This window comes from Flavobacterium sp. AC274 (assembly GCF_979258275.1).
In genome coordinates, this window is record NZ_OZ409852.1 from 3,529,459 (window position 1) to 3,551,342 (window position 21,884).

General features: G+C 32.8%; 18 protein-coding genes. 8 read left to right on the plus strand and 10 right to left on the minus strand.

The genetic code is table 11. The features are described 5' to 3' along the window. Window position 1 precedes the first annotated feature (1 nt). Window positions 2-2,167, plus strand: coding sequence for an endonuclease MutS2 (locus ACZZZT_RS15745; RefSeq protein WP_302096070.1), 2,166 nt, complete (start codon window positions 2-4; stop codon window positions 2,165-2,167). Window positions 2,168-2,447: 280 nt separating this feature from the next. Then, the gene (locus ACZZZT_RS15750; protein ID WP_463461082.1) at window positions 2,448-2,861 is read left to right on the plus strand and encodes a thiol-disulfide oxidoreductase DCC family protein; all 414 of its coding nucleotides are present in this window, start codon (window positions 2,448-2,450) and stop codon (window positions 2,859-2,861) included. Between the two features lie 412 nt (window positions 2,862-3,273). On the opposite strand, the gene ettA is transcribed toward ACZZZT_RS15750, so the two are convergent. The 3 genes from ettA to holA all read right to left on the minus strand — a co-directional run bounded on the left by ettA (window position 3,274) and on the right by holA (window position 6,293). Then, window positions 3,274-4,965 carry an energy-dependent translational throttle protein EttA gene (gene ettA / locus ACZZZT_RS15755; RefSeq protein ID WP_042567052.1) on the minus strand — a complete coding sequence of 564 codons (1,692 nt, stop codon included), beginning with the start codon at window positions 4,963-4,965 and terminating at the stop codon, window positions 3,274-3,276. Between the two features lie 73 nt (window positions 4,966-5,038). After that, window positions 5,039-5,221 (minus strand): CAL67264 family membrane protein, encoded by a 183-nt coding sequence (locus tag ACZZZT_RS15760; protein ID WP_035666747.1) that lies wholly within the window; start codon window positions 5,219-5,221, stop codon window positions 5,039-5,041. A gap of 67 nt (window positions 5,222-5,288) precedes the next feature. After that, window positions 5,289-6,293: a DNA polymerase III subunit delta gene (gene holA, locus ACZZZT_RS15765; protein ID WP_463461083.1), complete on the minus strand. Its 1,005-nt coding sequence runs from the start codon at window positions 6,291-6,293 to the stop codon at window positions 5,289-5,291. An 80-nt stretch (window positions 6,294-6,373) separates the two neighbouring features. On the opposite strand from holA, the gene ACZZZT_RS15770 reads away from it, so the two are divergent. From ACZZZT_RS15770 to ACZZZT_RS15780, 3 genes are read left to right on the plus strand one after another with little or no spacing between them, the layout of a single operon-like run. Next, the gene (locus tag ACZZZT_RS15770) at window positions 6,374-6,826 is read left to right on the plus strand and encodes a type I restriction enzyme HsdR N-terminal domain-containing protein (RefSeq protein ID WP_073394148.1); all 453 of its coding nucleotides are present in this window, start codon (window positions 6,374-6,376) and stop codon (window positions 6,824-6,826) included. A gap of 16 nt (window positions 6,827-6,842) precedes the next feature. Continuing rightward, complete coding sequence (locus ACZZZT_RS15775; RefSeq protein ID WP_073394147.1) at window positions 6,843-7,862, plus strand: glycosyltransferase family 2 protein; 1,020 nt, start codon at window positions 6,843-6,845, stop codon at window positions 7,860-7,862. Window positions 7,863-7,896: 34 nt separating this feature from the next. Next, complete coding sequence (locus ACZZZT_RS15780; protein WP_042567056.1) at window positions 7,897-8,730, plus strand: OmpA/MotB family protein; 834 nt, start codon at window positions 7,897-7,899, stop codon at window positions 8,728-8,730. Window positions 8,731-8,920: 190 nt separating this feature from the next. On the opposite strand, the gene ACZZZT_RS15785 is transcribed toward ACZZZT_RS15780, so the two are convergent. The 3 genes from ACZZZT_RS15785 to ACZZZT_RS15795 all read right to left on the minus strand — a co-directional run bounded on the left by ACZZZT_RS15785 (window position 8,921) and on the right by ACZZZT_RS15795 (window position 13,198). Beyond that, window positions 8,921-9,541 carry an L-threonylcarbamoyladenylate synthase gene (locus tag ACZZZT_RS15785; RefSeq protein WP_042567057.1) on the minus strand — a complete coding sequence of 207 codons (621 nt, stop codon included), beginning with the start codon at window positions 9,539-9,541 and terminating at the stop codon, window positions 8,921-8,923. Between the two features lie 220 nt (window positions 9,542-9,761). Then, the gene (locus tag ACZZZT_RS15790) at window positions 9,762-12,098 is read right to left on the minus strand and encodes an ATP-dependent helicase (protein ID WP_463461084.1); all 2,337 of its coding nucleotides are present in this window, start codon (window positions 12,096-12,098) and stop codon (window positions 9,762-9,764) included. Between the two features lie 332 nt (window positions 12,099-12,430). Then, entirely contained in the window at window positions 12,431-13,198 is a 768-nt protein-coding gene (locus ACZZZT_RS15795; RefSeq protein WP_463461085.1) for a sulfite exporter TauE/SafE family protein, read from the minus strand. Between the two features lie 123 nt (window positions 13,199-13,321). Between ACZZZT_RS15795 and ACZZZT_RS15800 the strand changes: the two genes are divergently transcribed. After that, window positions 13,322-13,843, plus strand: coding sequence for a DUF7935 family protein (locus ACZZZT_RS15800; protein ID WP_463461086.1), 522 nt, complete (start codon window positions 13,322-13,324; stop codon window positions 13,841-13,843). 78 nt (window positions 13,844-13,921) lie between these two features. Here the strand turns inward: ACZZZT_RS15800 and ACZZZT_RS15805 are convergent, their stop codons facing one another. Further along, window positions 13,922-14,821, minus strand: coding sequence for a patatin-like phospholipase family protein (locus tag ACZZZT_RS15805; RefSeq protein ID WP_042567064.1), 900 nt, complete (start codon window positions 14,819-14,821; stop codon window positions 13,922-13,924). Between the two features lie 143 nt (window positions 14,822-14,964). Then, window positions 14,965-17,025, minus strand: a complete 2,061-nt coding sequence (locus ACZZZT_RS15810) for a M1 family metallopeptidase (RefSeq protein WP_463461087.1) — start codon at window positions 17,023-17,025, stop codon at window positions 14,965-14,967. Window positions 17,026-17,092: 67 nt separating this feature from the next. On the opposite strand from ACZZZT_RS15810, the gene ACZZZT_RS15815 reads away from it, so the two are divergent. After that, on the plus strand, window positions 17,093-17,866 hold the full coding sequence (locus ACZZZT_RS15815; protein ID WP_463462445.1) for a Dph6-related ATP pyrophosphatase: 774 nt from the start codon (window positions 17,093-17,095) through the stop codon (window positions 17,864-17,866). Between the two features lie 79 nt (window positions 17,867-17,945). Here the strand turns inward: ACZZZT_RS15815 and ACZZZT_RS15820 are convergent, their stop codons facing one another. Both ACZZZT_RS15820 and ACZZZT_RS15825 read right to left on the minus strand, forming a co-directional pair. Then, window positions 17,946-18,488 (minus strand): DUF1697 domain-containing protein, encoded by a 543-nt coding sequence (locus ACZZZT_RS15820; protein ID WP_463461088.1) that lies wholly within the window; start codon window positions 18,486-18,488, stop codon window positions 17,946-17,948. Window positions 18,489-18,610: 122 nt separating this feature from the next. Beyond that, complete coding sequence (locus tag ACZZZT_RS15825; RefSeq protein WP_463461089.1) at window positions 18,611-19,498, minus strand: hypothetical protein; 888 nt, start codon at window positions 19,496-19,498, stop codon at window positions 18,611-18,613. 260 nt (window positions 19,499-19,758) lie between these two features. On the opposite strand from ACZZZT_RS15825, the gene recG reads away from it, so the two are divergent. Next, window positions 19,759-21,867 carry an ATP-dependent DNA helicase RecG gene (gene recG, locus ACZZZT_RS15830; protein ID WP_073394140.1) on the plus strand — a complete coding sequence of 703 codons (2,109 nt, stop codon included), beginning with the start codon at window positions 19,759-19,761 and terminating at the stop codon, window positions 21,865-21,867. The last annotated feature ends 17 nt before the right edge of the window (window positions 21,868-21,884 follow it).

The window sequence follows — 21,884 nt, forward strand, 5'->3', positions numbered from 1 at the left end:
AATGATTAGTATTACCGAAAAAACATTACAAGATTTACAATTTCCAACAGTTCTCGAAACCATTTCTGCAGGCTGTAATAACGATATTGGAAAAGAAAAAGCTTTACAAATAACACCATTTAGAGATAAAGAAACTTTGATGCAGGCTTTAATGCAAACATCAGAATATGTTTCGTCTTTTGAAAATAATAACGCAATTCCAAATCACGGATTTGATGCCATCACGCATGAAATAAAATTTCTGGCTATTGAAGACAGTTTCCTGGAAGTTGGAAGTTTTAGAAAAATTGCAACGCTTTCATCAACAGCAAATTTTTTATTGAATTTCCTAAAAAAATTCGACGATTATTATCCTAATTTAAATGCAAGAGCTTCAAGAGTAGAATATACTAAAGATATTGTTACTCTTATTGATGCTATTGTAGACAAATATGGAGAAATCAAAGACAATGCTTCGCCTGCTTTATTGAGTATTCGTCAGAATATGAATATCGTTCGCGGAAAAGTAAACCAAAGTTTTGGAGTTGCTCTTACCCACAACAATAGTTTAGGTTATTTAGATGATATCAAAGAAAGTTTTGTTCAAAACCGACGCGTTTTAGCCGTTTTAGCCATGTATCGCCGTAAAGTAAAAGGCTCTATTTTAGGAAGTTCTAAAACAGGAAGCATTGCTTACATCGAACCTGAAGCTACATTACAATATTCGAGAGAATTAGCGAATCTTGAATACGAAGAAAAAGAAGAGATTACCAGAATTCTAAAGCAATTATCAAATCAGATTCGTCCGTTTTTACCAATATTAATTGAATATCAGGAGTTTTTAAGTGATATTGATGTTGTTGCAGGAAAGGCTAAATACGCTAACAGAATCAACGGAATCTTACCAACTATTACTGAAGAAAGAAGATTGTTTTTCAGAGAAGCGTATCATCCTATTTTATATTTGAATAACAAACAAAAAAACGAAGTTACACATCCGCAAACAATTGAATTAAAACAAGATAACCGAATTATTGTAATTTCAGGACCTAATGCGGGAGGAAAAACAATTTCGCTTAAAACGGTTGGTTTGTTGCAATTGATGTTGCAATCAGGGATGTTGATTCCGGTTCACGAGCGCAGTGAAACTTTCTTATTTGATAGGATTTTAACGGATATTGGAGATAATCAATCTATTGAAAATCACCTGAGTACTTACAGTTACCGATTAAAAAACATGAATTATTTTCTTAAAAAATGCAACAAGAAAACCATGTTTTTAATTGATGAATTTGGTACTGGTTCTGATCCTGAATTGGGTGGAGCTTTGGCTGAAATTTTCTTGGAAGAATTTTACCATCGTGAAGCTTTCGGAATTATCACAACGCATTATTCAAACTTGAAAATCCTTGCAAACGAATTGCCTTTTGCTACAAATGCGAATATGATGTTTGATGAAAAATCGCTTGAGCCTATGTATAAACTGGCTTTAGGTCAGGCTGGAAGCTCCTTTACTTTTGAAGTTGCCTTGAAAAATGGAATTCCGTTTGGATTGATTAATCGTGCCAAAAAGAAAATCGAAGTTGGAAAAGTTCGTTTTGATAAAACCATTGCAACACTTCAAAAAGAGCGATCTAAATTGGAAAAAACTTCTATAAATCTTAAAGAAGAAGAAACAAGAGCTCGTGAAGAAAGCAAAAAGATGGAGAACATCAATGTAAAAATCAAACAGAAACTGGAAAGCTATCAGGAATTATATGACAGCAACCAGAAAACAATTTACATTGGTCAGAAAATCGAAGATATTTCAGAGAAATATTTCAACAATAAAAACAAAAAAGAACTTATTGGAGAATTTTTGAAAATCATAGAAATTGAAAATTCAAAACGTAAAAAAGCTACTCCAAAAGAAGCCAAAGCTATAATCGAAAAGAAAAAAGAAGTTATTGCCGAAGTTTCAGTTCAAGTTGAAGAAATCAGAAAAGAGAAAAAAGAAAAGAAACTTAAACCCGTTATCGAAAAACCAAAACCAATTTTAAAAGTTGGCGACAGAGTAAGAATGCTTGACGGAAGATCTGTTGGAAGTATTGATTCTATCGAAAAAAATAAAGCAACCGTAAATTACGGGATTTTTACTTCGAAAGTAAGTTTGGATGAATTGGAATTTGTTGAAGCCGGGAAGAAATAAGTATTCAGTTTTCTGTTGGGGTTTTTCAGCATTGAAATGTCAAATTTTAGTCAAAAATTAAAATAAGGCGATTTAAGAACTGATTTTAAAAAATACGATTTGGAAGATGTAATTTTTTATAAAATTAATTATAAACAGTTTATGGACGCGTTTTTTGATTTATAGAATTTATAATAATTTTAGTTTTAATAGAATTAATCGATACATTGAAAAAACACAATCTTCTCAGAAATGACAAAACGTATCCAGCTTTGTCAAAGTTTTACCTAAAATATACAAAATGCAAAATCTTCCAGAAAACAAAAAAATAATCCTCTTCGATGGTGTTTGCAATTTATGCAACAGTTCAGTTCAGTTTATCATCAAACATGATAAAAAAGATATTTTTCGTTTTGTAGCATTGCAATCAGAATTGGGAATTGAGATTTGTAAATATATTGGTGTTGACCAAAATAAGATTGATAGTATCATTTTATACAATCCTGGTGTTGCTTATTATTATAAATCAACGGCGGCTATTGAAATTGCGGAAGAACTTGGCGGAATTTATAGTTTGATTTCTGTTTTAAAAATATTCCCGGAAAAACTTCGAAACTATATTTATGATTACATTGCTAAAAACCGCTACAAATGGTATGGTAAAAAAGAAAACTGTATGATTCCTACTCCGGAATTGAAGGCAAAGTTTTTATAAAAATCGGTCCACGGATTTTTACGGATAAAGCCGATTTACACAGATTTTATTTATTTTTTATTCTCATTTTATGTCATCCCGAGGAACGAGGGATCTTCGTAAGTAGCTCTACAATCTTAATATATACTTTACATTATTTCTTTGCGGGACTTCTACTTCGCTCAGTCTGACATAGAATACGATTGATAGAAAAAATTCTTATGAAACCTAGTGCCCTAGCCCTGATAGAAGCGGTATCCTTTTATTTTTTTCTTTAGAAAAAATAAAAGATACGAGCGGATAGCAGGAAATAGCTCCTTACTCTTCGACTTCGCTCAGAGTGACATTTGGGTGAAATTTTCCAATAAAAAATCCCAAACTTCAATCTTTATAATTGGAATTTGGGATTTTTAATTTAAAAATTCATCAGAAACTACCTAATCAACTTTCTGTATTTCAAACGTTTTGGAGTTAAATCGCCACCTAAACGTTTCTTTTTATTTTCTTCGTATTCAGAGAAACCTCCTTCGAAATAATAAACTTCAGAATCTCCTTCGAAAGCTAGAATGTGCGTACAAATTCTGTCTAAGAACCATCTGTCGTGCGAAATAATAACGGCACATCCAGCAAAATTCTCTAAACCTTCTTCAAGAGCACGAAGTGTATTTACATCTAAATCATTCGTAGGCTCATCTAATAAAAGTACGTTTCCTTCTTCTTTCAAAGTCATTGCAAGGTGCAAACGGTTACGCTCACCACCTGAAAGCATTGAAACTTTCTTATTTTGCTCTCCGCCACCAAAGTTAAAACGAGATAAATAAGCTCTTGAGTTTACTTGTTTTCCACCCATCATAATCAATTCCTGACCATCGGCGAAGTTTTCCCAGATTGATTTATTCGGATCAATATTAGAGTGCGACTGATCTACATAAGCGATTTTAACCGTTTCTCCAACAGAAAATTCTCCGCTATCCGTTTTTTGTTCACCCATAATCATTTTAAAAATGGTCGATTTACCAGCACCGTTCGGTCCGATAATTCCAACAATTCCGGCTTGTGGCAAAGTGAAATTTAAATTATCATATAATAATTTATCTCCAAAAGCTTTGGCTACATTTTTTGCTTCAATAACATTCGTACCTAAACGTGGACCATTTGGAATATAGATTTCCAAGTTTTCATCCAGCTGTTTTTGGTCTTCGTTTAATAATTTATCGTAGTTCTGTAAACGTGCTTTTTGTTTTGTCTGACGGCCTTTTGCTCCCTGACGAACCCAGTCCAACTCGCGTTCCAACGTTTTTCTACGTTTAGAAGCTACTTTTTCTTCTTGTGCCATACGGCTTGATTTTTGGTCTAACCAAGAAGAATAATTTCCTTTCCACGGAATACCTTCTCCTCTATCTAGCTCTAAAATCCAACCAGCAACATTATCTAGGAAATATCTATCGTGCGTTACCGCAATTACAGTTCCTGCATATTGTGCCAAATGTTGCTCTAACCATAGAACAGACTCAGCATCAAGGTGGTTGGTAGGCTCATCAAGAAGTAATACATCAGGTTGTTGCAACAACAAACGACATAAAGCTACACGACGACGCTCACCTCCAGAAAGGTTTTTAATTGGTGTATCACCTTCTGGTGTACGCAATGCATCCATTGCGATTTCTAATTTTGTATCGATTTCCCAGGCACCAAGAGCATCAATTTTATCTTGCAAAGCAGCCTGACGATCCATCAACTTATCCATTTTATCAGGATCGGAATAGTTTTCTTCAAGACCGAATAAATCATTAATTTGATTGTATTCTTCCAAAACTGCCATAGTTTCAGCAGCTCCTTCACGAACAATTTCGATAACTGTTTTAGAATCATCAAGAATTGGTTCCTGTTCTAAATAACCTACAGTGTAACCAGGTTGAAAAACAACATCTCCCTGATAGTTTTTATCAACTCCTGCAATAATTTTTAATAAAGAAGATTTTCCTGAACCATTAAGTCCTAAAATACCAATTTTAGCACCATAAAAGAAACTCAGGTAAATATTTTTAAGTACTGGTTTGTCTGCTCCCTGATAGGTCTTACTCAATTTCTGCATTGAGAAAATTACTTTCTTATCGTCTGACATTTGTTTGTTTTTATTTTAATTAATTATTTTCTATTGATTGTGTATTGCAATTGATTTTTGCAATTAATATTTTTTAGACTCTACCTTTTAATGCATTAAAAACCCAGGCATTAGCAAAAAAACCAACACCTACTGCTACAAACCCCCAGCCTGAAACATCTCTGTATCTAAAAGCGCCAAGACCTATAAGCAATAATCCCATAAGTATCATTATAAAAGTAGCCCATCCTAAAACGGTATTTTTATTCATTCCCATAATTGTGTAATTATTATTTTTAAGTAGTAAAATTTTTAGAAAGGCAAATATCGTGAATTTTAACGGCTTAATTAAATATTTTGTAAAGCATTTCTTTTAGTAAATCTGATTGTGGTAAAGCATTTGCTCCTACTCCTTTACTTTTAACATCTACATCACGCAAAGCCCCAATAATCTGACTCACTTTTCGCATCGGATAATTTTTAATTGCCAAATCATATTCCTTTAAAAAATAAGGATTTACGCCAATTGCCGCCGCTACGTTTTTAGGATTTTTATCTTTAAGTCCGTGGTATTTTAAAAGCTGAACAAAAAATCCAAAAACCAGTCCGGTTGTCATTACCAAAGGATATTCTTTAGGATTATGGGCAAAATTTTCTGCAATTTTATAGGCTTTCAATTGATTACGTTCACCAATTGCTTTTCTAAGTTCAAAAACATTGTAATCTTTACTAAAACCAATATTTTCTTCAATATGTTGTGGCGTAATCATCGTTCCTTGCGGCAAAATGATTTGAAGTTTCTCCAGTTCATTATTAATTTTACTCAAATCAGTTCCTAAAAACTCCACCAGCATGGCATTTGCTTTTGGATCAATTGTGTATTTTTTTCCAGCCAAAACGCGCTTAATCCAATCACCAACCTGGTTTTCGTACAATTTTTTACTTTCGTAAACAATTCCGTTTTGCGCTAATAATTTAGTGACTTTTTTACGTTTGTCAAGCGTTTTATATTTGTAGCAAAAAACCAAAACAGTTGTTTCCATTGGGTTATTTACATACGATTCGATTTTATCAATTGTTCTGGATAAATCTTGTGCTTCTTTCACGATAACAACTTGACGATCAGACATCATAGGATAGCGCTTGGCCGTTGAAACTATATCTTCAACAGAAACATCTCTTCCGTATAAAACAGTCTGATTGAATCCTTTCTCTTCTTCAGAAAGTATATTTTGTTCAATATATTCAGATAATTTATCGATATAATAAGGCTCCTCGCCCATTAAAAAATAAATTGGTTTTATATTTCCTGCCTTTATATCATTAACAATTTTTACAACTTCGTCCATTTAATTTTGATTGCAGATTTTAGACTTCAGATTTCAGATTGAAAACCATAATCTTTAAACTTATTTTATATTTTTGCTTTATGTTAAAGCTAAATTTTCCTTCATATACTTTCCGATTCAAAAATAGCGAAAATAAAGTGTCTATTTTTGATGAAATCAGGAAAAAATTTATCATTCTTACTCCCGAAGAATGGGTTCGCCAACATGTTGTTCATTATTTAATGAATGAAAAAAAATACCCAAAATCACTCATAAATGTAGAGAAAGTTTTAACAATCAACGGATTACGAAAACGGTATGATATTGTAGTTTTTAATTCGGATGGTTCTATACATATATTGGTAGAGTGCAAAGCTCCAGAGGTAAAAATATCACAAGCAACTTTTGATCAAATTGCCCGTTATAATATGACAATGCAGGCACGATTTTTGAAAGTCACAAATGGTCTGACTCATTATTACTGTCAGATGGATTTTGAAAACGAAAAATATGAGTTTTTAAAATCTTTACCGGATTATAAAGAAATTTACTAAATAATAAAAAATACTTTTGGATAAAATAGCTGTTGTCATTTTAAATTGGAACGGAGTTAAATTGTTGGAACAATTTTTACCTTCAATAATTCAATTTTCAGAGGAAGCCACTATATATGTTGCAGATAATGCTTCTACAGATAATTCGATAGATTTTGTCAGGCAAAATTTTCCAACAATAAAAATCATAAAAAACAGCGGTAATCACGGTTTTGCAAAAGGCTACAATGATGCCCTGAAAGAGGTAAATGCAGAAATTTATGCCTTAGTTAATTCTGATATTGAAGTAACAGAAAATTGGCTAAAACCTATTATTGATACCTTTGATTCTGAAAAACAAACCGCTATAATTCAGCCTAAAATCCTGGATTTTAAAAACAAGGAATATTTTGAATATGCCGGTGCAGCAGGTGGTTTTATAGACAAATATGGTTTTCCATTTTGTCGCGGAAGAATTTTTGATACACTAGAGAAAGACAACGGTCAATACGATGATAATTGCGAGTTATTCTGGGCATCCGGGGCTTGTTTTTTTATTCGAAAAGAGGTTTATGATGAATTAAAAGGATTTGATGAAACTTTTTTTGCACATCAGGAAGAAATTGATTTATGCTGGCGCGCTGCAAATGAAGGTCATATAATTAAATACAACTCACAATCAGTTGTTTATCATGTTGGAGGTGCTACATTACAACAAGGAAACCCTAAAAAAACATTTTTGAATTTCAGAAATTCACTATTGATGTTAGTCAAAAATTTACCCAAAAAGGGTTTGTTTTTTGTGATTTTCTTCCGAATGATTTTGGATGGTATTGCCGGCATCCGTTTTCTTACGCAAGGAAAATTTAAACATACTTTTGCTATTTTAAAAGCGCATTTTTCATTTTATTGTATATCTTTAAAATATTTACGCGAGCGAAAAGATTTTCAGATACAGCAATACTATACCGTAAAAAGTATCGTTTACTTGTATTACATTAAGAAATTGACTGTATTTAAGGAAATCTTTAACAGTAATCAAAATATTAAAAACTAAATTTGTAATCAACGTTTAATTAAATATAATACCTATGAGAAAAATAGTTATCGCACTATCAGTATTAATGGCCTTAACTTCGTGTGTATCGAAAAAGGAATATGCGGCGCTTGAAGCTAAACAAAAAGAGACACAAGATTTATTAAACTCTTGCACAGTTAAATTAAATTCTTGTCTAGAAGAAAAAGCAGGATTAGCAGCAACAGCTGAAAGTTATAAAGCACACAATCAAGACTTAATTAACAGCTCGAAAGATTTAACAGTTTTAACTACAAAAGGTGCTGAAAACCTTGAAAAATCTTTAGAAAGCTTAAAAGAAAAAGATTTAAAAATCTCTAGACTTCAAGATGCGCTTACTAAAAAAGACAGTGTAACTTTAGCATTAGTTACAAGTTTAAAAGGTGCAGTTGGAATCAACGATCCGGATATCGAAATCAATGTTGAAAAAGGAGTTGTATTCATCTCTATCGCTGATAAATTGTTATTTAAAAGTGGAAGTTATGACGTAACTGATGCAGCAAAAGGCGTTTTAGCTAAAGTTGCAAAAGTTGTAAACGACAAACCTGATTTTGAATGTATGGTTGAAGGTCACACAGATAACGTTCCTTACAAAAGCAACGGAGTTTTGTTAGACAACTGGGATTTAAGTGTTAAACGTTCTACTTCTATCGTTCGTGTATTAACAAATGACCTTGGTGTTAATCCTGCAAAATTAATTGCTGCTGGTAGAAGTTCATACATTCCATTAGTTGCAAACGATACTCCTGAAAACAAAGCACGTAACAGAAGAACTCGTATTGTTGTTATGCCAAAAATCGATCAATTCTACGATATGATTGAAAAAGAAATGAAAAAACAAGCTAAATAATCTGGCTTTTCATTTTATAGAATATACAAAAAGCAGGTCAATTGACCTGCTTTTATTTTACTCTTAACTCTTTTTAATAACCAATTAAATGTTAATTAAGAATAGCATTATTTTTAAATTAACTAACTAAATTTTAACTATCCTAAAATTAGTTAAATATTTTAAATAATTATACTATTTCAGTATTTTTTTACAAAATATCGATATCACCCTTTCCTTCTCTTACAATAACGGGTTCATGTTCAGATAAATCTATAATTGTCGAACCAACATTATCCCCATAACCACCATCAATTACCATATCAACCAGATTTTGCCATTTCTCAAAAATTAACTCAGGATCTGTTGTATATTCAATTACATCATCTTCATCACGAATAGAAGTCGAAACAATTGGATTTCCTAATTGGCGAACAATTTCCAAAGCAATATTATTATCAGGAACACGAATACCAACAGTAGTTTTCTTTTTAAATTCTTTTGGTAAATTATTATTACCGGGTAAAATAAATGTATAAGGTCCAGGCAAAGCTCTTTTTAGAATTTTAAAAGTAGAAGTATCAATCTGACGCACATAATCTGATAAATTACTCAAGTCATGACAAATGAATGAAAAATTTGCTTTTTCTAACTTCACTCCTTTAATTTTTGCGATTTTCTCCAAAGCACGAGAATTGGTAATATCGCAGCCCAAACCGTAAACAGTATCTGTTGGATAAATTACCAAACCTCCATTTTTAAGCACTTTTACAACTTTTGCAATTGCAGCTTCACTAGGTTTATCAGGATATATTTTTATAAATTCGGCCATTTTTTAATTTTGTTTAAAATTTAATTTTGTTTCAGGTTCCAAAGTTTATTCAAGTCCGTTTAACCGCAAAGTTCCCTAAGTTTTACAAAATAAACGCAAAGCTTTGTGAACTTTAAAGTAAACACAGCTTAATTTATTTGCTGAACTTTGCGTAAATCTTTGCGAACTTTGCGGTTAAATTTATCTTCAAAGTCAAGCAACCTGAAACTTGAAACTTTTTTTACCCTATAACATCCAACTTTGCAAATCGCAGCAATAGCTTTTTAATTCCACCAACCTCAAATTTTATTTCAGCTTTTTTATCAGCACCAACACCTTCAAGATTAACAACTTCACCTTTACCAAAACGTTCATGCATAACAACATTTCCAACCGTTAATTTACTGTCGAATAAATTTGCACCGGTAGAAGTTGGCGCATTTCCAGCAACAGGTTTTAGTTTTCGAATATTCAAATCAGGTTTTGACTCGTTATCCGTAATGTGTTTTGGCGGAGTTCCACCAACCGGTTTTGCTAATCGTAATTTTGATTTATCAACATCACCAAAAATATCACCATCAATCATTGGTTTATAACGATAATTACTTTCTGCAGGCGTTAAATATTCTAAATATTGCGGATCAATTTCTTCAATAAAACGAGATGGTTCGCTGTCTGTCAATTTTCCCCAACGGTAACGAGATTGTGCGTAAGTTAAATACGCCTGATGCTCTGCACGGGTCAAAGCTACATAAAACAAACGACGTTCTTCTTCCAATTCACTTCTGGTACTCATACTCATCGCACTCGGAAACAAATCTTCTTCCATACCCACTACAAATACATGTGGAAATTCAAGCCCTTTTGCCAAGTGAATTGTCATCAAAGCCACACGATCTTCATCACTTGTATCTTTATCCAAATCTGTTGCAAGTGCCACATCTTCCATAAATTCAGAAAGTGCTCCTCTTGCCCCGTCAATTTCTCTTTGTCCTTCAGTAAAATCTTTTATACCATTTAAAAGTTCTTCGATATTCTGAATTTTTGCCATTCCTTCCGGCGTAGCATCTTTCTTTAATTCCTGAACCAGACCTGTTTTTTTAGCCACATGATCTGTAATATAAAAAGCATCCTGATTTTCATTGATTACCTGAAAACTCTGAATCATTGTCACAAAATCATTCAATTTATTTTTTGTTCCCGTGTTCAGTTTCAAATCAATTTTATCAATATTCACCATTACTTCCCAAATCGAGCGTTTGTAATGATTGGCAGCAATAGTTAGTTTTTCAACAGTTGTATCTCCAATTCCACGCGCCGGATAATTGATCACACGAATCAACGCTTCTTCATCTTTCGGATTAATTATCAAACGCAAATAGCACAAAACATCCTTGATTTCTTTACGTTGATAAAAAGACAATCCGCCATAAATTCTATACGGAATATCACGTTTTCTTAAAGCATCTTCCATCGCACGCGACTGAGCATTAGTACGATACAAAATTGCAAAAGCTCCGTTATGAAGCTGATTTTGCATTTTCTGTTCAAAAATGGTACTCGCTACAAAACGTCCTTCCTCGGCATCGGTCAAACTACGATGAACTTTGATTTTTGCTCCAAAATCATTCGCTGTCCAAACTACTTTATCCAGTTTGGTTTTATTATGCTCCATGATAGTGTTTGCCGCTTCAACAATATTTCGTGTCGAACGGTAATTTTGCTCCAAACGAAACATTACAACACCTTCATAATCCTTCTGGAAATTCAGGATATTATTAATGTTCGCGCCGCGGAAAGCATAAATACTCTGGGCATCATCTCCAACCACACAAATATTCTGAAATTTATCTGATAAAGCCCTAACAATCAAATACTGAGAATGATTTGTATCCTGGTACTCATCAACCAAAATATAACGGAAACGATTTTGATATTTCGCCAAAACTTCTGGAAAACGAGTCAGCAATTCATTGGTTTTCAATAATAAATCATCAAAATCCATCGCACCGGCTTTAAAACAGCGCTCTACATATTGCTGGTAAATCTCACCCAATCTTGGTCTTTTTGCCATTGCATCGGCTTCAACAAGTTCAGGATTATTAAAATAGGCTTTTACCGTAATCAAGCTGTTTTTATAACTCGAAATTCGGCCTAAAATCTGTTTTGGTTTATAAATATCACGATCCAGCTGCATTTCCTTAATAATCGAAGAAATAAGTCTCGCCGAATCCTGTGAATCGTAAATGGTAAAATTGGAAGGATAACCCAAATGATCTGACTCTGAACGCAGTATACGGGCAAAAATCGAGTGAAAAGTTCCCATCCATAAGTTCTTAGCCTCAGTTGCACCCACAATATCCGAAATCCTGTGTTTCATTTCACGGGCTGCTTTATTCGTAAAAGTAAGTGATAAAATGTTGAATGCATCAACACCCTGCGCCATCAAATAAGCAATTCTAATTGTTAAAACACGGGTTTTTCCAGATCCTGCACCAGCAATAATAATCATTGGCCCATCTTTCTTTAAAACGGGTTCTCGTTGCGCTTCGTTGAGCTGGTCAATATATTTTTGCATGAAATTTTTCTCCTTTTAATGCAAAAATAGCAATTATAGATGTAAAAAGAAAGATACTAAGGTACTAAGGTTCTAAGTTGCTAAGATATTTTAAAATTAGTGAATAAAGTCATTATAAAAGATTGTCCGAAGCAAAACAAAGGGCTCTTTTTCAGGCTACATTCCCGCTTTCGGCTATATCTCTTCGTTTCACTTCGAGGATACCGCCTCTATCGGGGCTAAGTTCAAACATTTCGCTTCTTTTAAACAAGCTTGCTGATCCTCTAAGTTGCCAAAGTTCTAAGATTCATGCTAAAAACTTAGAACCTTAGCAACTTAGTATCTTAGCAACTCTATTTAAAAAACACATCATAAGCAAAACGTATCAAAGTCCCAATTACCACAACTAAAAAGAAAATTCGAATAAAACCATTTCCTTTATTTATTGCCAGTTTTGCACCAAGCCATCCTCCTAGTCCGTTACTAATTGCCATCGGAATTGCTATTGACCAAATGATTTTTCCTTTTATCATAAACAAGCAAATCGAACCAAAATTAGTGGCAAGATTTACCATTTTGGCATTTGCAGAAGCATGCAAAAAATCAAAGCCCAATAAAGCGATAAAGGCAACTACAAAAAAACTGCCCGTTCCAGGACCTATAAAACCATCATAAAAACCAACAATTACACTAATTACAACTGCATAAATTATCTGAGTTGTTGCCGAATGGTCTTTTTCAACATGCTGACCAAAATTTTTCTTTGCGTAAGTGTAAACAAACAATAACGACAAAACGATAAGTAATAATGGTTTCATAAAATCATTGCTTACCATCGTCAAAATCGTAGAACCTAAAAACGCAGATGGAACCGCCAAACACATCATTATCAAAAGCAACTTCCATTGAATCACTACTTTTTTCAAATATTGAAAAGCTGCAAAAGCAGTTCCGGTAAAAGCAGGTAATTTTAAAGTTCCGATAACGGTTGAAACCGGTAGATTAGGTAATAAAATCAAACCCATTGGTGTTTGAATCAGTCCGCCGCCGCCAACAATGGCATCAATAAATCCTGCAGCAAAAGCAGCTAAACAAAGTAAAACAATGATGTATGATTCCATTTCTATTGGGTTTCAGCAGGTTTAAAGAATTGTGCACAAAAGTAGACTTCCATTTCATTTATTACAATAAAAATAATGTTGTTTTCTCCTCAAAAAGTATATTTTTGTTGAAAAATTATTCAAATGGATTTTACAAGAATTATAGAATTAGCCAGTTATACCCTACCCGCCATTGTGACAGGATTTGTAGCATACAGTTTTTTTGAATTACATATTAAAAACAACGATAGAAAACGTGCTTTTTTATTGAATAAAGAATATCAGAAACAATCTTTACCGATACGTTTACAGGCTTACGAACGTATGACTTTATATTTAGAGCGTATCAACCTAACAAAATTATTGATTAGAATTGCGCCAATTTCAAACGAAAAACACGATTATGAAAACTTCGTAATCGACCAAATCGAACAAGAATTCGAGCATAATTTAACACAACAAATTTACATGTCTGATGAATGTTGGACAATCATCACAACAGCTAAAAACTCAACAATTCAAATTATTCGTAAAGCTGCCATGAGTGACCGTGTTGACAGCGCAGATAAATTACGTGAAGTGATTTTGAATGATTTATTAGAGAAACAATCTCCTAGTAATGCTGCTTTGGGATATATTAAGAATGAGGTTGCAGATCTGTGGTAGGATTAAAATATTTTAGAGTTCAGATTTTAGATTTTAGATTACCGTAGCAATCTAAAATCTAAAATCAACAATCTAAAATTACCTATTATCACTCATAACCTCAGATTTATTCTGAGCATATTCATAACCTTGCTCCCACCATTCCTTCATTACTTCTTTATTAAAAATAAGCGCATTATCTGTAAGTTTTGTCGGAGTATAATATAAGTTAAGTTTCACATTTTTGTTGTTTGCCATAAGTTTTCCTATAGCAATATCATGTTTCTCTACCTGATCCAGGGCAATTCGGAACAAATCAATCATTAACGAAAACGGGTTTTTTCCAATAACCATTTTATCCATATTCACTTCAGTTTCCAAAATAATTACATCAATTTCTGTGGCTCCACGGTTAATGGCTTCACGAATAGGAACCAAACTGGAAAATCCTCCATCACCATATTCACAATTGTCCTTTTCAACCAAACTCATAAACGGAACATAATTACTCGAAATCCACGACCAGTCACAAAACTCTTCATAACTACAATCTTTTATAGATTTATATTCTGATTCGTTTTTAGTAAAATTGGTTACGGTAATAATAACATCATTATTCAGTTTCTTCAGCTTATTAAAATCAGTAAGGCTAAAATTATTCTTAATGTATTTTCTTAAACCTTTGCTTTCGCCAAATGTTCTTTTCCCTTTAAAAAACTGACGCAAAACATTAAAGTGGTTTATTGTTACAATATCAACTCCATCTTTGTTTTTAACCACAAACGGACAAATATTAAAAATACTTGACATGGTAACATTGGTATAAACAGAGTGAATTTTTTTAATATGCCCCAAGGCTAAATGCGGAATCAGCAAACTTCCTGTTGAAGTTCCCAGAAACAAATCATATTCGTGATTTTTTTCTTCTATTAAATATTGTGCAACTCCGCCGGCAAATGCGCCTTTGCTGCCACCACCTGAAATAACCAATGCTCTCATAAATTTAATGTAGGTATTTATTTTGTTTTTGGGCTTTTTTTTAGAGAATAGAGTAAAGAATATAGAAAAAAGACTAAAAGCTACACGCAAAAATCTATTTTCTTTGCTCTATTTTCTTTGTTCTATTTTCCATTCTCTTTCTTCTACTCCTTCAACAAACGATTCAATTGAAACTGTTCATCGGGGGTCAAATTAGGTAAAATTCTATCAAATGAAGCACGCATTTCAGGTTTTTTTAATAAAAATCGAATCGTGTCTCTTCCAAATTTCGAAAATTGCCACATATGATGCGTTGTAGAACTAACCAAATTACTGAGAACCTGATCGTTAATTATTTTAAATGCGATTAATTTATCAAGAGCATTTTGTCGTGTCGTAGCTTCATATTTATTAGAAGAAAACGAAATTAGTTCAGCAATTAAATCTTCTGAATTAGGAGCATAATCCGGAGTTGACAACGCCAGTGAAAGCCACATAGTACGAAGATTATAATCATTAAAACCTATCCATTTTTTTGATTTATCTAAGTAAGCCGTGCGATGATCCGGAAAATTTTTCCATAGCCAATACAAAGCAATTTCCTGCGTTTGATATGATTTATCATTTAATAAAGTTTCATATTCTGATCTAAATTCTTCCGGGATTTTGGTTAAAGTAGTCGCAACAGCCTGCCGAATTTGTATATTATTGGTTTGTAAAGCCATGAGCAAAAGTTCTTTCTTTGCTTCAAACTTTTCATTTTCTAACTGATCAACAATTGCTTCTTTAACTGCATAATAAACATCTGATTTCAAAGTGTTTCTTAAAAAACCCAACTTTTCTGCTATTGGTGTCTTTTTCAATTTATCAACTTCTAAGCGAATTTGGATTGCTTTATTTTTACTCAACAAAGCATTTGCTGCAGGAGTATCAAAAACAGTAGATTCTAACCAGGTTTTATGAAACTGAACGAGGTCAAAATTCGAAACCTTTTTAATTTCATCAAAGAAGTTTTGAGTATTCACATTTTGATATGCATATTTTTTTAAATAACTTTTTACGGCATTCTTAAATGCTTTATCGCCAATTGATTCATGTAAAACAAATAAAGCCCAGGCACCTTTTTCATAAAAAGTAAGCGAGCTTGCTTTGGCATTTAAAACCGGAATTGTGTCAGTTCTCGAAGCAAATTTTATTTGTTGAGCTGTGTCGTATAATTTCGAGTAAAAATAGTCGTCACCATAAATTTCCCTTTCGGCCAAAGCAGCATAATAGGTTGCAAAACCTTCTTGCAGCCAATGATGTGTGCTGCTTTCAGCTGTTATTAAATCTCCAAACCAATGATGTGCCAATTCATGCGCGTCAACATTAGTATAATTTCGGTCTTCAAAACCAATTGAATCAACCACATAACGGGTTGCAAAGAGTGTTGCAGTTGTGTTTTCCATTCCCGCATATAGAAAATCGCGAACCGGAATTTCTCTGTAAATTTCCCATGGATAACTGACCCCTATTTCTTTTTCTAAAAAATCAAAAATACGTTTCGAATATCTGTATGTAGGTTCAAAACGGTTTACATCCTTATTTTCCAGATAATATTCTAACGGAATTTTAGATTTCGCAATCAATTCTTTCTTGTCATATTTTCCAATGGCAAGCATCAATAAATAAGAACTCATTGGATTTTTCATCTGGTATTGCCAATGAACTAAATCTCCGCTTGACGATTTATCTTTCAAAACTCCGTTTGAAACAACCTGATACTCTTTATTATAAGTAATCCCCAGATTAAAAATCAATTTTTCATTCACATCATCAAAGCTCGGAAACCAATTGCTGGTGTATCTTCCCTGCCCTTGTGTCCAGATTTGAACTTCAGCATTTTCGATAGATACAAAATACAAAGCCTGTTTTGGTTTTACAACATAATCAAAAGTCAGATGATTTTGCCCTTTTTCAAAATTGTAAATAATTTGCAATTGTTTTCCTGTATTAACAAAAATCGCCTCTTTTTGGTTGATTGCAACCTTAGAAAATTCCATATTTTTGGCATCTAATTTTATGGTATCCAAAGGTTTTAGAACCTCAAATTCATAATCTACAGATCCTGAAACAGATTTTTCTTTGGCATCTAATTTCAATTGTCCGTTTACCGATTTAAAATCGACAAATTGGGTTTGTTGTGCAAATATGAAAGTGGTAAATAATAGTAGGATGTATTTCATTGAAAATAAATTTGTGGCAAAATCCCAAAGTTACAAAGGTTTAATCAACAAATCGAATGAAATTTGTATGTTTACGATAGAAAATTACAACATCGTGTCAAAACAAAAAAAAGCCATATTCAATTGGAGCAGCGGTAAAGATTCTGCAATTACATTATATAAAATACTTCAAAATCCTGAATATGAGATCGAATATCTTTTAACAAGCGTAAATCAGCAATTTCAGAGAATTTCAATGCATGGTGTTCGGGTCGAATTGTTAGAATCACAATCGAAAAGCATCGGAATTCCATTAAAAATTTTACAGATTCCGGAAATGCCATCCATGGAAGTTTACGAAAATGTAATGACAGAAACTTTAACGGAATTAAAGAACGAAGGAATTACACATTCTGTTTTTGGAGATATTTTTCTCGAAGATTTACGAAAATATCGTGAAGATCAATTGGCTAGAATTGGTTTTGAAGGTGTTTTTCCTATCTGGAAAATTCCAACGCAAAATTTAATACAGGAATTTATTACTTTGGGATTTAAAACTATTGTAGTTTGCGTAAACGAACGTTATTTAGATAAAAGTTTTGTGGGGCGAATTATCGATCAGGATTTCATTAATGATTTACCCGATAATGTAGATGTATGCGGAGAAAGCGGCGAATTCCATACTTTTACTTTTAACGGACCTATTTTTTCAGAACCCATAAATTTTGAAATTGGAGAAATTGTTTATAGAAAATATGAAAAATCCGGAAATGAAGATACTTCAAATACAGCCTGCGATACAAATACAGACGATCCTTTTAATTTTGGATTTTGGTATTGCGATTTGATACCTAAAAACTAAATTAGACAATTAGAAAATGTATCAATTTGATAATTTTAGAACGCTTTGTAATTATCTCATTTTCTAATTGACACATTTTCTAATTTTCATCATACATTTTAAGCAAATTCGTAACCGTATTCCAATTTCGCATTGTTACTATAACATTTAGTTTTTTCTCAATATATTTACCTTCTAATCTGGTTTTTCCGGCTCCAATTTCATATTTAATAAAAATTCTGTTTCCGTCTATACTTGCTTCATCAGGTTTAAACTGACTGATTTTTAGGTCATTTATGTTTTCTTTTTTCAAAACAGTTGAAACAAAAGCAACATAGAGTTTTTTGGTATCTATATCTTTTTCTTTAAAAAACGGATTGTTTTCAAAACACAATTCCAAATCTTTTTTCGTAATCACAATCGTAGGAACTTCGTGTCCAAAAACTTTAAAAATTTCCTGCTTGATCATAAATCCCACTTTTGAAGCTTCTTCTTCGCTTTCTACAAAAACATTTCCGGATTGTAGATACGTTCTCACGTTTTGAAAACCAATATTTTCTAACATTGTTTTCAAAGCTTCCATTTTCATCATATTGTGCCCCGAAACATTGATACCGCGTAGAAGTGCTAAATGTGTTGTCATTTTTCAAAATTTAAAACTCAAAGATATAGTTTTTAAACTTTGGCAACAATTAAAGAAACAATTTCACTTTAAAGAATATTTTTTTCTTATAAATTTTTTCTCACCGGATTTTAAATTCTTTATTAAATATTTTCATTTACAAAGACAGTATATTCTTTACCAGATTCCAGGCGCTTTCTTCCATCCTGAGTGTAAAAAACAGGTGGAAAATATTGATATGTATTTTTAGCATCAGGTGAAGATTGGTTGTTTTGTGAGTTTACAACATCTTGAGACAGATAAAAAACATCAAAATCTAATCTATAGCTCTTCAAATTATATTTTTCAATTATTCCTAATTCAGTCTGTTGATTAACTGTCTGTCCAAGTTCTACAAAGATTCCATCTTTTTGGAAACCTTTATACATTGCAAAAGTTCCATCTTCATGTTCTATCACTACTTGATTTCTTCTGGAAGTAAATTGAGCGTCTAAAAGAGAATTGTCGTTGTATTGATTATCTATCAAAACCACAATACCTTTTCTCATGCTATATACTGTATCTGGCTTATTTGAAGCTACTGCATACGATTTCCAATCTACAGACTTTTTCAAACCAAAATATTTTTCACCTGCAGATTCTGATTCAAATATTTTTATTTTTTTGCCATTTTTGAAAGGAAGTATGTAACGAAATAAATTATCGATCTTTGGATTTACAGCTCCTAAAGTTGCAGAATATCGCATCGAATAAGTAATATCCTGATCTTTATTTAATGGCTCAAGTTTCATAATAAATCCTGAATCATCGCTTACTACTTTTTCGTAAGTACTAACATTACAATTACTTAAATTTGAAAATTCAAGGGTTAGTGTATAACTTCCCGGATTTTTCTTTTCATATAATAAATCAACACTTCTATCTGAATTTTCTATTGATAAAATGGTAATGTTTTGACTTTGTGCTGATAAATTTGAATTGGATAACAAAAAGAATGAAACAATTAGTAAATAAAGAATTTTATTATTCATTTTGATGCTGGTTTAATAGTTTAGTATAAAATTAATCTTACAATAATACAATAAAAAAATATAAAACAATATTTTTCTTACATTTTTTTATTGTAATTATTCGTTTTTAAAATTCCTAATTAAAATCTATCTTCGCTATCCTAAAGAGAAAAGAATATAGAACAAAGAATATAGAGTAAAGACTTTTGTCTATATTCTTAATTTCTATATTCTAAAGTCTATCCCGAAGTTTCGGGACTAAAATCTAAGAAGTCTAAAAAATGTCTAATAATCTCCTCGAAACCCCAATCGAATACTTAAAAGGTGTTGGTCCAAGCCGTGGTCAGTTGCTTCGTAAGGAATTGGGCATTCATAAATATGGAGATTTGATTAATTTTTTCCCAAATAGATATATTGACAGAACGCGCTATTATAAAATAAATGAACTGCAAAACACAGGCTCTGAAGTTCAGATTATTGGAAAAATCATCAATATTAAAACGGTTGAATTTGCAAAAAATAAAAAACGTTTAGTTGCTACTTTCGTTGATGATACAGGACAAATTGACCTGAATTGGTTTCAGGGACATAAATGGGTTCGTGAGAGTCTAAAACTAAATGAAGTTTGTGTGATTTTTGGAAAATGTTCTCTTTACGGAAGTCAGTTTAGTATGGCGCATCCGGAAATTGAGTTGCTAAGCGAACACGAAAAAAGCCTTCGTTCTGCGATGCAGCCTGTTTATCCTTCAACAGAAACTCTCACAAATCGCGGAATTTCGAACCGAACGATCAATAAATTGATGCAGCAATTGTTTATTGAAACCCAGGCATTATTTTCTGAAACATTTCCAGCTTATTTAATCGAAGAATTAAAACTGATTTCAAAAAAAGCCGCTTTATTCAATATTCATTTTCCAAAAAGTACTGAGGCTTTGGCGAAAGCCCAATTTCGATTGAAATTTGAAGAATTGTTTTTTATTCAATTGCAATTAATCACTAAAAACCTCATTAGAAAACATAAAATAAAGGGACATCCGTTTACTAAAGTTGGTGAATTTTTTAATGAATTCTACCAGAATCATTTGCCTTTTGAACTTACAAATGCACAAAAACGTGTGGTTAAAGAAATCCGTTCTGATATGGGAAGTAACGCCCAAATGAACCGATTATTACAGGGTGATGTAGGTTCCGGAAAAACAATTGTGGCATTTTTAAGCATGCTTTTGGCAATCGATAACGGGTTTCAGGCTTGTTTGATGGCACCAACAGAAATACTTGCCAATCAGCATTTTATTGGTTTATCAGAATTGGCTGCAACTTTAAACCTAAACATAAAAATATTAACGGGTTCGACCAAAACAGCAGCCCGAAGAATAATTCATGAAGAACTTGAAAACGGCAGTTTACATATTTTGATTGGAACGCATGCTTTGTTGGAAGATAAAGTAAAATTCAAAAATTTAGGTTTGGCTGTAATTGATGAACAGCATCGTTTTGGAGTTGAACAGCGTTCTAAACTGTGGAAGAAAAATGATATTCCGCCACACGTTTTGGTGATGACTGCCACGCCTATTCCCAGAACTTTGGCGATGAGTTTATATGGCGATTTGGATATTTCTGTTATTGATGAATTGCCTCCCGGCAGAAAACCAATTCAGACGGTTCATCGATTTGATAGTAACCGATTGAAGGTCTGGAAATTCCTGAAAGATGAAATTGCAAAAGGGAGACAAATTTATATTGTTTATCCGCTGATTCAGGAATCAGAAAAAATGGATTTTAAGGATTTGATGGATGGCTACGAAAGTATTTCACGTGATTTTCCGCTTCCTCAATATTCAATTTCAATCTTGCACGGAAAAATGAAACCTGCGGATAAGGATGCCGAAATGAAACGTTTTTCTGAAGGGAAAACCAATATTATGGTCGCAACGACTGTGATTGAAGTTGGTGTAAATGTACCCAACGCCAGTGTTATGATTATCGAAAGTGCCGAACGTTTTGGTTTGTCTCAGCTTCACCAGCTGCGTGGCCGCGTGGGTCGTGGCGCCGAACAGAGTTATTGTATTTTGATGACAAGCCATAAATTAAGTGCCGACAGTAAAACGAGAATGGAAACAATGGTGCAAACAAATGATGGTTTTGAAATTGCCGAAGTCGATCTTAAACTTCGCGGTCCCGGAGATTTAATGGGAACTCAGCAAAGCGGTGTTTTAAATCTGCAAATTGCTGATATTGTTCGTGATCGTGATATTTTGGCACTAGCCAGAAATTATGCCATGATGGTTTTAAAAAATGACGCACCACTCCAAAAACCTGAGCATGCAACCCTAAAAGCTGTTTTTATAGAATTAACTAAGAAGAAAAACATTTGGAATTATATTAGTTAAGGTACAAAGGCGCAAAG